Source organism: Bacillus sp. MBGLi79 (assembly GCF_002953915.1).
Genome location: NZ_CP026521.1, coordinates 4,112,161 through 4,124,708, shown reverse-complemented (window position 1 = coordinate 4,124,708; position 12,548 = coordinate 4,112,161). Strand labels below are relative to the sequence as shown.

General features: G+C 42.6%; 13 protein-coding genes and 1 pseudogene. All 14 read left to right on the top strand.

The annotated features are described in order from the left end of the window. Nucleotides 1–20 precede the first annotated feature (20 nt). Nucleotides 21–74, top strand: coding sequence for a hypothetical protein (locus C1T29_RS25065; protein ID WP_369122225.1), 54 nt, complete (start codon nucleotides 21–23; stop codon nucleotides 72–74). 230 nt (nucleotides 75–304) lie between these two features. Beyond that, nucleotides 305–634, top strand: a complete 330-nt coding sequence (gene flaG, locus C1T29_RS21050) for a flagellar protein FlaG (protein ID WP_103749311.1) — start codon at nucleotides 305–307, stop codon at nucleotides 632–634. A gap of 17 nt (nucleotides 635–651) precedes the next feature. Beyond that, nucleotides 652–2,148 carry a flagellar hook-associated protein 2 gene (locus tag C1T29_RS21045; RefSeq protein ID WP_095431981.1) on the top strand — a complete coding sequence of 499 codons (1,497 nt, stop codon included), beginning with the start codon at nucleotides 652–654 and terminating at the stop codon, nucleotides 2,146–2,148. A 21-nt stretch (nucleotides 2,149–2,169) separates the two neighbouring features. Continuing rightward, entirely contained in the window at nucleotides 2,170–2,571 is a 402-nt protein-coding gene (gene fliS / locus C1T29_RS21040) for a flagellar export chaperone FliS (RefSeq protein ID WP_103749312.1), read from the top strand. After that, a complete protein-coding gene (gene fliT / locus C1T29_RS21035; protein ID WP_095431979.1) occupies nucleotides 2,568–2,909 on the top strand; it encodes a flagella biosynthesis regulatory protein FliT in 342 nt (113 codons plus the stop codon). The genes fliS and fliT overlap by 4 nt, the downstream gene beginning before the upstream one ends. 9 nt (nucleotides 2,910–2,918) lie before the next feature. Continuing rightward, on the top strand, nucleotides 2,919–3,296 hold the full coding sequence (locus C1T29_RS21030; RefSeq protein ID WP_095431978.1) for a DUF8042 domain-containing protein: 378 nt from the start codon (nucleotides 2,919–2,921) through the stop codon (nucleotides 3,294–3,296). A 185-nt stretch (nucleotides 3,297–3,481) separates the two neighbouring features. Further along, nucleotides 3,482–4,051: a ribosome hibernation promotion factor gene (gene hpf, locus C1T29_RS21025; protein WP_095431977.1), complete on the top strand. Its 570-nt coding sequence runs from the start codon at nucleotides 3,482–3,484 to the stop codon at nucleotides 4,049–4,051. A 167-nt stretch (nucleotides 4,052–4,218) separates the two neighbouring features. Next, nucleotides 4,219–6,744, top strand: a complete 2,526-nt coding sequence (gene secA, locus C1T29_RS21020) for a preprotein translocase subunit SecA (RefSeq protein ID WP_014665544.1) — start codon at nucleotides 4,219–4,221, stop codon at nucleotides 6,742–6,744. Between the two features lie 69 nt (nucleotides 6,745–6,813). Continuing rightward, a protein-coding gene (prfB, locus tag C1T29_RS21015) for a peptide chain release factor 2 (RefSeq protein ID WP_103749313.1) occupies nucleotides 6,814–7,915 on the top strand; the annotation gives its coding sequence in 2 pieces (ribosomal slippage) (nucleotides 6,814–6,885 and nucleotides 6,887–7,915; 1,101 coding nt in all). A 166-nt stretch (nucleotides 7,916–8,081) separates the two neighbouring features. Next, nucleotides 8,082–8,927 (top strand): YitT family protein, encoded by an 846-nt coding sequence (locus C1T29_RS21010; protein ID WP_040081675.1) that lies wholly within the window; start codon nucleotides 8,082–8,084, stop codon nucleotides 8,925–8,927. A gap of 48 nt (nucleotides 8,928–8,975) precedes the next feature. After that, complete coding sequence (gene cccB, locus C1T29_RS21005; protein ID WP_095431976.1) at nucleotides 8,976–9,314, top strand: cytochrome c551; 339 nt, start codon at nucleotides 8,976–8,978, stop codon at nucleotides 9,312–9,314. Between the two features lie 234 nt (nucleotides 9,315–9,548). Further along, the gene (gene ftsE / locus C1T29_RS21000) at nucleotides 9,549–10,235 is read left to right on the top strand and encodes a cell division ATP-binding protein FtsE (RefSeq protein ID WP_103749314.1); all 687 of its coding nucleotides are present in this window, start codon (nucleotides 9,549–9,551) and stop codon (nucleotides 10,233–10,235) included. Continuing rightward, complete coding sequence (ftsX, locus tag C1T29_RS20995; protein WP_015251119.1) at nucleotides 10,228–11,118, top strand: permease-like cell division protein FtsX; 891 nt, start codon at nucleotides 10,228–10,230, stop codon at nucleotides 11,116–11,118. The genes ftsE and ftsX overlap by 8 nt, the downstream gene beginning before the upstream one ends. A 139-nt stretch (nucleotides 11,119–11,257) precedes the next feature. Then, nucleotides 11,258–12,478 (top strand): annotated as a pseudogene (ctpB, locus tag C1T29_RS20990) (carboxy-terminal processing protease CtpB); the annotation flags it as partial. Between the last annotated feature and the right edge of the window lie 70 nt (nucleotides 12,479–12,548).

Here is a 12,548-nt window from a genome sequence, read left to right as displayed (position 1 = left end):
TTTCTCAAGCTTCTCAAGCGATGCTTGCTCAAGCAAACCAACAGCCGCAAAACGTACTTCAATTGTTACGTTAATTTTAAAAAAGACCTTGGCGTTGCCAAGGTCTTTTATTATATTTCTAACTCCGAATCATTCTCCTTGCTTTCTCTAACTCATGATATAATAACCGGATTCTCCACTAACTTTTTATAAATGTATTTCCAAACAAGAAATCTAAAACAGAAGATTTTTTTCCAAAAATATGTGTAATCTTATCTCCATTTAGTCGATATAAACGATAGATTGGGGCATAGGGGATGATCAATTGAACATTGAAAGGCTCACTACGTTACAACCTGTTTGGGATCGTTATGATACTCAAATACATAATCAGAAAGATAATGATAACGAGGCTCCTGTTCATCAAGTTTCATATACCAATCTTGCTGAAATGGTGGAGGAAATGAACAAGCTTTTGGAACCTTCGCAAGTTCATCTGAAGTTCGAGCTTCATGACAAGTTAAATGAATACTATGTAAAGGTAATAGAGGACTCTACAAATGAAGTGATCCGCGAAATTCCGCCAAAGCGGTGGCTAGATTTTTATGCGGCTATGACTGAATTTCTTGGGTTATTTGTAGATGAAAAAAAGTAGAATGGGAGTGGTTTGAGATGGTCACAAGAATAACAGGTCTGGCGTCAGGAATGGATATAGATGATATTGTATCAAAGCTGATGCAGACAGAAAGAGCGCCGCTTGATAAGCTGAAGCAAAAAAAGCAGACTCTTGAATGGCAGCGTGACAGCTATCGTGAAGTCAATACAAAAATAAAAGAATTGCAAGATTATATGTCTAAAAATACGTTGACATATCCTAGCACGTATCAGAGCAAAACTGTGACAAGCTCTAATGAGTCTGTGTTAACTGCTACAGGAAGCGCAAGTGCACCAAACTCTTCTTCTACTGTTGAAGTGGCGAGCTTAGCAACTTCAGCGACGTATAAGGCAAACAATTATACAGGATACACACAAGGCGATTACAATTTGGCATTTAACGTTGTTGCGCCTGGTGAGACAACGGCAAAAACAGTGAACATTAGTGTGACGAGCGCCGATACGATTGATAATGTGATTTCTAAACTTAACAGCTCAGATCTGGGAGTATCAGCTTTTAAAGATAAAATTTGGAATGGTACAGAGTACGTAGAAACGATTGCGTTTTCTTCTAAAGCAACAGGTGCAGGAGGCAGCATACAGGCAGCAGACTCTTCTACAGCAGATTTTATGTCTGGCCAGCTAGGTTTTTCTTTGGACGCTGATAATAAGATTACTGCTTACAAAGAAGGAACGAATGCAAAAGTCACCATCAACGGCTTTGAAATGGAGAAGCTGTCAAACAACTTCACAGTGAATGGCGTTACTTATTCGATCAAAAATACAACTGCAGCCACAGGCCCTGTTACCACATCTGTATCTACTGATGTTGACGGGATTTACAACCAAATTAAAGAGTTTGTAGATAAATACAATGAATTGGTTGACAGCCTGAACGAAAAGCTGCAAGAAGAAAAATACAGAGACTATACGCCGCTGACGAGTGAACAAAAAGAAGCCATGTCCGATAAAGAGGTAGAACTCTGGGAAGAGAAGGCAAAAAGCGGTTTGCTGAGAAATGATAGCAGCATCAGCACAGGTACGAACCAAATGCGGACAGATTTTTATTCTAAAGTGAATGCGGATGGAAAATCCTATCAATTAACTGAATTTGGTATCACAACCTCAGGTGCTTACCAAATGCGGGGCCATTTAGAGATTAATGAAGACAAACTGAAAGCCAAAATACAAGAAGATCCGCAAAGTGTTGCCGCCTTATTTACAAGCGGAACGAACAGCAGTGCCTATAGTGATAAAGGAATTATGAAACGCATTGGTGACACACTGAAAAGTACGGTGAAAAGCATTGAAGCAAAAGCCGGCAACTCGACAATGGGAACCAATGACTACTCAATCGGTAAAAATTTAAACACGATCAGCACTGATATCACCAAAATGCAGGACCGGTTGACCACGATAGAAAACCGCTATTATACAAAATTCAGTGCAATGGATTCTGCGATTCAAAAAATGAACGAACAAGCGTCCTATTTATCACAGCTTCTTGCACAATAAATGTAATTTGGAGGATGACACATGGCGATCCAAAATCCTTATACAGCCTATCAGCAAAATTCAGTGAATACGGCTACACCCGGTGAACTGACGCTTATGCTGTATAATGGCTGTTTGAAATTTATAAGACTTGCCTCTCAGGCCATTGAGAATGATGATATGGAACGTAAAAATGAAAATCTGATTAAAGCGCAAAAAATCATTCAGGAATTAAATTTTACACTTAACCGTAACATAGAGCTTTCCGCTTCTATGGGTGCGATGTACGATTATATGTATCGAAGATTGGTACAGGCAAACATCAAAAATGATACGGGCATACTGGCTGAGGTTGAAGGTTATGTAACAGATTTTCGCGATGCTTGGAAACAAGCCATTCAAAGTGAACGGAAGGACCGGCACGGATCAGGCGGGATCGCATGAATAACATAGATCAACTATACACTGAGACGAAGAGTATGCTGTCACACATACAAGATACCTCGGAAAGCGATGAACTTTTAAAGCAAATTGAAGACTTTGTGGCTACACGGTCTGAACTGATTCAGGAGATATCTCTGCCGCTTTCAGAAGAAGAGCGAAAGCAGATGAAACTCATCTTGACATGGGATCAGCTGATTGTGAAGGAAATGGAAAGACTGAAGCAGTCAATCGCAACAGAACTTCAGCAGATGAAAAGAAAACGTGTGATGCATACGACGTATTTAAATCCTTATAACAATATTACGATTGACGGCACATATTATGACAAGCGTAAATAGGTGAGTGCCTTGAAGAGCATTGAAGATTATACGCTTTTATCAGCTTATTATCATCTTCTTTTTACCATTGAAGAAGGGTTATGTTATTTGATAGAGGCTGAAGAGAATTTATCAAAAACAGAAGGGGATCGGATCTATCAAGATCTGATCCAAGCCTTTTTTTATTTGGATTCAACACATTCAACACTTCTCTTTATTATGGATACGCGGTGTGCTGAAATTTGTGTGAAAGCTTTTGACCAAATTTTTGCGGAGTTTGATCAATTGGTCTCTTTCTCTTTTCCCTCTCATGAGTTCTGTGAGTTTTTAAAGGAACATTTTCTGATTCATTATAGAAAATGGATGCTGTCTATTCATCAATGTATGGAACCCTTTTTAATCAATTAGGCGTGTGGGAGGTATTTGTTTTGTTGAATCAGCATATACATATACCTCTGAACCGCCAATAGCAGTAAATAACAATATTCGACAAAGTTCACTGAATTTTCACAAAAGATTTATGTTTCAGCAGGAATTGTAAAGGGTAAAAGAGAAATAGATACATATCCTTAATAAAAGGGAGGCGTTCTTTGATGAACTATCACATCAGAGGAGAAAATATTGAAGTGACACCTGCGTTAAAGGATCATGTCGAAAAGAAAATCGGCAAGCTGGAGCGTTATTTTGACCATAGCGTGAATGCCGATGTGAACGTCAACTTGAAGTTTTACAATGACAAGGAGTCTAAGGTTGAGGTTACGATTCCGATGACAGATCTGGCGCTTCGATCCGAGGTGCATAACGAGGATATGTACAACGCAATTGATCTCGCAACAAACAAACTGGAACGTCAAATCCGTAAGCATAAAACGAAAGTAAACCGTAAATTCCGTGAGCAGGGCTCTCCGAAATATTTATTGGCAAACGGCCTTAGCTCTGATACAGATATTGCGGTTCAGGATGATATAGAAGAGGAGGAGAGCTTGGACATCGTCCGTCAGAAACGCTTTAATTTAAAGCCGATGGATAGTGAAGAAGCGATCTTGCAAATGAATATGCTCGGCCATAATTTCTTTGTTTTCACAAATGCGGAAACAAACCTTACAAATGTCGTGTACCGCAGAAATGACGGGAAATATGGCTTAATTGAACCGACTGAATAATGAAGAGAAGCCTTCCGTGATGTCCGCGGAAGGTTTTTGTTTTTCTTATTTGCAAATTCTTTGGAAATAACAAAAGGTGTGATATGATAATGAGAGGTATACATGGACTAGTAAATTATTTATACATGCCTCAAAAATAGGCATGTGATGATAGAGGAGCGTTATAAATGCTTGGAATTTTAAATAAAATGTTTGATCCAACAAAACGTACGCTGAATAGATACGAAAAAATTGCTAACGATATTGATGCGATTCGCGGAGACTATGAAAATCTCTCTGACGACGCGTTGAAACATAAAACGATTGAATTTAAAGAACGCCTTGAAAAAGGGGCGACAACGGATGATCTTCTTGTTGAAGCATTCGCTGTTGTTCGGGAAGCTTCGCGCCGCGTAACAGGCATGTTCCCGTTCAAAGTCCAGCTCATGGGGGGCGTTGCGCTTCATGACGGAAATATCGCGGAAATGAAAACAGGGGAAGGGAAAACGTTAACGTCAACTCTGCCTGTTTATTTAAATGCGCTAACAGGTAAAGGTGTACACATCGTGACTGTCAACGAATACCTGGCAAGCCGTGATGCTGAGCAGATGGGTAAAATTTTCGAGTTTCTCGGTTTGACTGTCGGTTTGAATTTAAACTCAATGTCAAAAGACGAAAAACGGGAAGCTTATGCCGCTGACATCACTTATTCCACAAACAACGAGCTTGGCTTCGACTATTTGCGTGACAATATGGTTCTTTATAAAGAGCAGATGGTTCAGCGCCCGCTTCATTTTGCGGTAATAGATGAAGTTGACTCTATTTTAATTGATGAAGCGAGAACACCGCTTATCATTTCTGGACAAGCTGCAAAATCCACTAAGCTGTACGTACAGGCAAATGCTTTTGTCCGTACGTTAAAAGCGGAGAAGGATTACACGTACGATATCAAAACAAAAGCTGTACAGCTTACTGAAGAAGGAATGACGAAGGCGGAAAAAGCGTTCGGCATCGATAACCTCTTTGATGTGAAGCATGTCGCGCTCAACCACCATATCAACCAGGCCCTAAAAGCTCACGTTGCGATGCAAAAAGACGTTGACTATGTAGTGGAAGACGGACAGGTTGTTATTGTTGATTCCTTTACGGGACGTCTGATGAAAGGCCGCCGCTACAGTGAGGGGCTTCACCAAGCAATTGAGGCGAAGGAAGGGCTTGAAATCCAAAACGAAAGCATGACCTTGGCGACAATAACGTTCCAAAACTACTTCCGGATGTACGAAAAACTTGCCGGTATGACCGGTACGGCAAAGACAGAGGAAGAAGAATTCCGCAATATCTACAACATGCAGGTTGTCACGATCCCTACCAACAGGCCTGTTGTCCGTGATGACCGCCCGGATTTAATTTACCGCACGATGGAAGGAAAGTTTAAGGCGGTTGCGGAGGATGTCGCACAGCGTTACATGACGGGACAGCCAGTTCTTGTCGGTACGGTTGCCGTTGAAACATCTGAGTTGATTTCTAAGCTGCTTAAGAACAAAGGAATCCCGCATCAAGTGTTAAATGCCAAAAACCATGAACGTGAAGCGCAGATCATTGAAGAGGCCGGCCAAAAAGGCGCAGTTACGATCGCGACTAACATGGCGGGGCGCGGAACGGACATTAAGCTTGGCGAAGGAGTAAAAGAGCTTGGCGGACTCGCTGTTGTCGGCACAGAACGACATGAATCACGCCGGATTGACAATCAGCTTCGAGGACGTTCCGGACGTCAGGGAGACCCGGGGATCACTCAATTTTATCTTTCTATGGAAGACGAATTGATGCGCAGATTCGGAGCTGAGCGGACAATGGCAATGCTCGACCGCTTCGGAATGGACGACTCTACCCCAATTCAAAGCAAAATGGTATCTCGCGCGGTTGAATCGTCTCAAAAACGAGTCGAAGGCAATAACTTCGATTCGCGTAAGCAACTTCTGCAATATGATGATGTTCTGCGCCAGCAGCGTGAGGTCATTTATAAGCAGCGCTTTGAAGTCATTGACTCTGAAAACCTGCGTGAAATCGTTGAAAATATGATTAAGTCTTCTCTCGAACGCGCAATTGCAGCATACACGCCAAGAGAAGAGCTTCCTGAGGAGTGGAAGCTTGACGGTCTAGTTGAGCTCATCAACACGACTTATCTTGATGAAGGCGCACTTGAGAAGAGCGACATCTTCGGCAAAGAGCCGGATGAAATGCTTGAACTCATTATGGATCGCATCATCACGAAATATAATGCGAAGGAAGAGCAATTCGGCACAGAGCAAATGCGTGAATTCGAAAAAGTTATCGTTCTTCGTGCCGTTGATTCTAAATGGATGGATCATATCGATGCGATGGATCAGCTTCGCCAAGGAATTCACCTTCGTGCTTATGCGCAGACGAATCCGCTGCGTGAGTATCAAATGGAAGGCTTTGCGATGTTTGAGCATATGATTGAATCAATTGAGGATGAAGTCGCAAAATTTGTGATGAAAGCTGAGATTGAAAACAATCTGGAGCGTGAAGAGGTTGTACAAGGCCAAACCACAGCCCATCAGCCGCAAGAAGGCGACGATAACAAAAAAGCAAAGAAAGCACCGGTTCGAAAAGTGGTTGATATCGGCCGAAATGCCCCGTGCCACTGCGGAAGCGGGAAAAAATACAAAAATTGCTGCGGCCGTACTGAATAGTTCGCCCCGGCACGTTTATTGACCGCGGCGCTTGCAGGCGCCTGCGGATCTTTTAATGAGGTGAATGAAATGGAATTATCAGAAATCAGAGCAGAGCTCGAAAATATGGCTTCTCGTTTAGCGGACTTTAGGGGGTCTCTTTGACCTCGAATCAAAGGAGGCCCGCATTGCTGAGCTAGATGAACAAATGGCTGACCCGGAATTCTGGAATGATCAGCAAAAAGCTCAAACTGTTATAAATGAAGCAAATGGTTTAAAGGATTATGTCAATTCGTATAAAAAATTGAATGAATCCCACGAAGAATTACAAATGACTCATGATCTTTTGAAAGAAGAGCCGGACTCAGATCTCCAGCTTGAGCTTGAAAAAGAACTAAAATTATTAACAAAAGAGTTCAATGAGTTTGAGCTTCAGCTTCTTCTCAGCGAGCCGTATGATAAAAATAATGCGATTTTAGAATTGCACCCAGGTGCTGGCGGTACAGAGTCACAGGACTGGGGCTCTATGCTTCTTAGAATGTATACAAGATGGGGAGAGCGCCGCGGCTTTAAAGTGGAAACGCTCGATTACCTTCCAGGTGACGAGGCGGGAATTAAGTCAGTGACATTGCTAATCAAAGGACACAACGCTTACGGATATCTCAAAGCGGAAAAAGGTGTCCATCGTCTCGTGCGGATTTCGCCGTTTGATTCATCAGGCCGCCGCCACACGTCTTTCGTGTCCTGTGAAGTCATGCCTGAATTTAACGATGAGATCGATATTGATATCCGTACGGAGGATATTAAAGTTGATACGTACCGTGCCAGCGGAGCGGGCGGACAGCACGTCAATACGACAGATTCAGCCGTTCGGATTACTCACTTGCCAACGAATGTGGTTGTGACGTGCCAAACGGAGCGCTCACAAATTAAAAACCGTGAAAGAGCCATGAAAATGCTGAAGGCCAAGCTGTATCAGCGCAGAATTGAAGAGCAGCAGGCAGAGCTGGATGAAATTCGCGGTGAACAAAAAGAAATCGGCTGGGGAAGCCAAATCCGTTCTTATGTATTCCACCCGTATTCCATGGTAAAAGACCATCGGACTAATACAGAAATGGGGAACGTTCAAGCTGTAATGGATGGTGACATTGATACATTTATTGATGCCTACCTGCGTTCTAAGCTTTCCTAAGCTGAAAAACACACCTGATGCATACGGGTGTGTTTTTTTATTCCTCATATCCTTGATTTCACTGCTGCTTTAGCATATTACCACTGTATTTGGGTGTTATTTACATCTAATCAGGGAAGGATTAAAATGCTATCGGAGAGCATTGGAAGAAACGGAGGATATTTTGATGGACGTACGGAATAAAACATTATGGATTTTGCGGGATTATGTATACATACTGATAGGAGCAGCGATTACAGCTGTGTCCTTTAATGTATTTTTGCTTCCGAACAAGATCGCCGCCGGCGGGGTCAGCGGAATCAGTACGATTTTACAATCATACGGTTTTGAAGCAGCGTATGTACAGTGGATTATTAATATTCCTTTATTTATTGCGGGTGTCATTTTGCTCGGCGGGAAATTTGGGCTAAAGACGCTTGCAGGTTCTGTTTTTTTGCCGCTAGTAGTGTTTTTGACAAGGGATATTCAGCCAGCCACTCACCATGAACTCTTAGCGGCAATTTTTGGCGGTGTCGGGATAGGTGTCGGAATTGGCATTGTGTACTTAGGGAAAGGTTCGACAGGAGGAACAGCCTTGGCTGCACAGATCATTCATAAGTACTCCGGCCTGTCATTGGGGAAGTGTCTTGCTATCATTGACGGAATGATCGTTATTACCGCTATGATCGTATTTAATATTGAGCAAGGCTTATATGCCATGCTTGGCGTCTATGTGTCCAGCAAAACCATTGATGTTGTGCAAGTCGGCTTTAATCGTTCCAAAATGGCGCTCATTATTACAAAGCAGGAGCAGGCGGTCAAGGAGGCTGTCTTACAGAAGATTGACAGAGGCGTGACGAAAATTTCAGCAGTTGGCGGATATACCGACGATGACCGTCCGATTTTAATGTGCGTGGTGGGGCAAACTGAATTCACCAAATTGAAACAAATCGTCAAACAGATTGATGAGTCTGCTTTTGTGATTGTAGCAGACGCGAGCGAGGTGCTGGGCGAGGGTTTCAAACGCGCTTAAACGAGGTTATAATATGGAAGAGATCGTAAAGGAGTTGTGCTTCTCAACATGAAATCAAAGTTATCGATACTAATGCTTGGATTTGCGCTTTCTGTTCTGTTGGCTGCCTGTGGTTCAAACGATGCAAAAGAAGAGAAGACAGACAACGGCAGCAAGACGGAAGCCACTGCATCTGAAGGGGAAGAGTTATATCAGCAAAGCTGCGTTGGCTGCCACGGCAAGGATTTAGAAGGTGTGTCAGGACCTAATCTCCAAGAGGTCGGAGGCAAATATGACGAACACAAAATTGAAAGCATTATTAAAAACGGCCGCGGCAATATGCCAAAGGGGCTTGTAAATGATAACGAAGCCGCTGTTATTGCCAAATGGCTGTCAGAAAAAAAGTAAGATGAGAAAATCCTTGCCGAGTGCTGGCAAGGATTTTTTTTATACCTTAACAATATGAATGAAAAGAAACTGTAATAGTATTATGTCTAAATTTGACGTATAATGAAGTGTATTGAAAAAGGAAACTTTCAGATTTTTCATCTTTTTACAAATGAATGGGTCATAAATTGTCGAATGCATTCGAAGAGTATGACCGTGTGATAGATAAAATGATATAAAAGATTAGGTGATTTCATGATAGAAATGAAGGAAGTATATAAAGCCTATCCGAACGGCGTAAAAGCGCTCAATGGGGTTTCTGTTACCATTCATCCCGGCGAGTTTGTGTATGTTGTCGGTCCGAGCGGAGCGGGTAAATCTACTTTTATTAAAATGATTTACAGAGAAGAAAAACCGACAAAAGGACAAATTTTAATCAATCATAAAGATCTCGCGGCAATTAAAGAAAAAGAGATTCCTTTCGTGCGCCGTAAAATCGGCGTTGTCTTTCAGGATTTCAAGCTTTTGCCGAAACTTACTGTTTTTGAAAATGTGGCATTTGCCCTTGAGGTAATTGGAGAACAGCCGTCTGTCATTAAGAAACGGGTGCTTGAAGTGCTTGATCTCGTGCAGCTGAAGCATAAAGCGAGACAATTTCCTGACCAGCTTTCAGGCGGGGAGCAGCAGCGTGTATCTATTGCCAGATCAATTGTGAACAACCCTGATGTTGTGATTGCTGATGAACCGACAGGAAACCTTGATCCGGATACGTCTTGGGAAGTCATGAAGACGCTGGAGGAAATTAATAACCGCGGGACAACAGTCGTGATGGCGACACATAATAAAGAAATCGTAAACACCATGAAGAAACGTGTCATTGCAATCGAAGATGGTATCATTGTGCGTGATGAGTCAAGAGGGGAGTATGGTTCATATGATTAAAATTCTCGGGCGCCACTTGCGTGAGAGTTTTAAATCTCTCGGGAGAAACACATGGATGACATTCGCATCCATTAGTGCTGTAACCGTTACGCTGATTTTGGTCGGCGTGTTTTTAGTGATTATGCTGAATTTGAATAACATGGCTACGAATGCTGAGAAACAAGTCGAAATCAAAGTGTTGGTTGATTTGACTGCAGATCAGAAGGCGCAGGACAAGCTTCAGAACGATATTAAGGAACTGAAGGGCATTCAGAGTGTCACGTTTTCATCTAAAGAAAAAGAGCTTGACCAGCTGGTTGACAGCTTTGGCGACAGCGGAAAATCCCTGACGATGAAGGATCAGGAAAACCCGCTTAATGATGCGTTTGTCGTCAAAACGACAGATCCGCATGATACGCCGAACGTGGCGAAAAAGATCGAAAAAATGGATCATGTTTATAAAGTCACTTACGGAAAAGAAGAGGTCAGCCGTTTGTTTAAAGTAGTCGGCGTTTCCCGCAACATCGGAATCGCGTTAATTATCGGCCTGGTATTTACGGCGATGTTCTTAATTTCCAACACCATTAAAATTACAATTTTCGCAAGAAGAAAAGAAATTGAAATCATGAAGCTTGTCGGCGCGACAAACTGGTTTATCCGCTGGCCGTTTTTCCTTGAAGGGTTGCTGCTAGGCGTATTCGGTTCTGTGATCCCGATTGCATTGGTGCTGAGCACGTACCAATACGTCATCGGATGGGTCGTTCCAAAGGTTCAAGGATCATTTGTCTCTCTTCTTCCTTATAATCCATTTGTATTCCAAGTTTCGTTAGTGCTGATTGCAATCGGTGCAGTAATTGGAGTATGGGGAAGTCTGACTTCCATCCGCAAGTTTCTGCGAGTATAAAGTGAAAAAGCCGTCCCGCTTTCGGGGCGGCTTTTCATTTGCCTTCTTTTTCTTCTATGATTACATGAAATCTCCATCCTTTACATATACTATCTCTAGGTTTTGATAAAGACAGTCTGGCATACAGGAGGAGTAAAGGATGAATCAAAAAATAATGGCTGTGATAGCAGCAGGGAGCATGCTGTTTGGAGGCGCCGGTGTATATGCGGGAATCAACCTGCTTGAGATGGATAAGCCCCAGACTGCAGCAGTTCCCGCGACGGCACAAGCTGACTCTGAACGGGATAAAGCTATGGACAAAATCGAAAAAGCGTATGAGTTAATTTCGAATGAGTACGTAGAAAAAGTTGATAGAGAAAAGCTGCTCGAGGGAGCCATCCAGGGAATGCTGTCTACGCTAAATGATCCTTATTCTGTTTACATGGACAAGCAGACAGCTAAGCAATTTTCTGATTCTCTTGATTCCTCATTTGAAGGCATCGGGGCTGAGGTTGGCATGGAAGACGGCAAAATTATTATCGTTTCCCCATTCAAGAAATCGCCAGCGGAAAAAGCCGGGTTGAAGCCTAATGATGAAATTATCAGCATCAATGGAGAATCGATGGCCGGCAAGGATTTAAACCACGCTGTGTTAAAAATAAGAGGAAAGAAAGGGTCCAGTGTTTCAATGAAGATTCAGCGGCCCGGAACGAAGAAACAGCTGTCATTCCGGATCAAAAGAGCTGAGATTCCGCTTGAAACTGTTTTTGCATCAGAGAAAAAAGTGCAGGGGCATTCTGTCGGATATATCGCTATCTCTACTTTTTCTGAGCATACCGCAGAGGATTTTGCAAAAGCATTGAGAGAGCTTGAGAAAAAAGAAATAGAAGGACTAGTCATTGATGTACGGGGCAATCCGGGCGGATATCTTCAAAGTGTGGAAGAAATACTTAAGCATTTCGTTACAAAGGATCAGCCGTATATACAGATTGCTGAACGCAATGGAGATAAAAAACGTTATTTCTCAACATTGGCCCATAAAAAAGCGTACCCTGTCAACGTGATTACGGATAAAGGAAGTGCCTCCGCATCAGAAATTCTTGCCGGCGCGTTAAAGGAGGCTGGCCATTATGATGTTGTAGGCGATACGTCTTTTGGCAAGGGAACGGTTCAACAGGCTGTGCCAATGGGGGACGGTAGCAACATCAAATTAACGCTCTACAAGTGGCTGACGCCAAATGGAAACTGGATTCATAAGAAAGGAATTGAGCCGACCATTGCGATTAAGCAGCCCGATTATTTTTCCGCAGGGCCGTTGCAGCTGAAAGAGCCGCTTAAAGTGGACATGAACAATGAAGATGTCAAGCATGCGCAGGTATTACAGGCATCTTATAAAGTCTTTAATGACATGAAAGAGATGTCGATGTTTAAGATGTATCGTTAATTTAGTC

Bases quoted from the DNA above. Each gene is read 5' to 3' on its own strand.
- ftsX (WP_015251119.1), top strand. From the start codon at position 10,228: ATGATTAAAATTCTCGGGCGCCACTTGCGTGAGAGTTTTAAATCTCTC.
- hpf (WP_095431977.1), top strand. From the start codon at position 3,482: ATGAACTATCACATCAGAGGAGAAAATATTGAAGTGACACCTGCGTTA.
- cccB (WP_095431976.1), top strand. From the start codon at position 8,976: ATGAAATCAAAGTTATCGATACTAATGCTTGGATTTGCGCTTTCTGTT.
- secA (WP_014665544.1), top strand. From the start codon at position 4,219: ATGCTTGGAATTTTAAATAAAATGTTTGATCCAACAAAACGTACGCTG.
- fliS (WP_103749312.1), top strand. From the start codon at position 2,170: ATGGCGATCCAAAATCCTTATACAGCCTATCAGCAAAATTCAGTGAAT.
- ftsE (WP_103749314.1), top strand. From the start codon at position 9,549: ATGATAGAAATGAAGGAAGTATATAAAGCCTATCCGAACGGCGTAAAA.
- C1T29_RS21010 (WP_040081675.1), top strand. From the start codon at position 8,082: ATGGACGTACGGAATAAAACATTATGGATTTTGCGGGATTATGTATAC.
- fliT (WP_095431979.1), top strand. From the start codon at position 2,568: ATGAATAACATAGATCAACTATACACTGAGACGAAGAGTATGCTGTCA.
- C1T29_RS21045 (WP_095431981.1), top strand. From the start codon at position 652: ATGGTCACAAGAATAACAGGTCTGGCGTCAGGAATGGATATAGATGAT.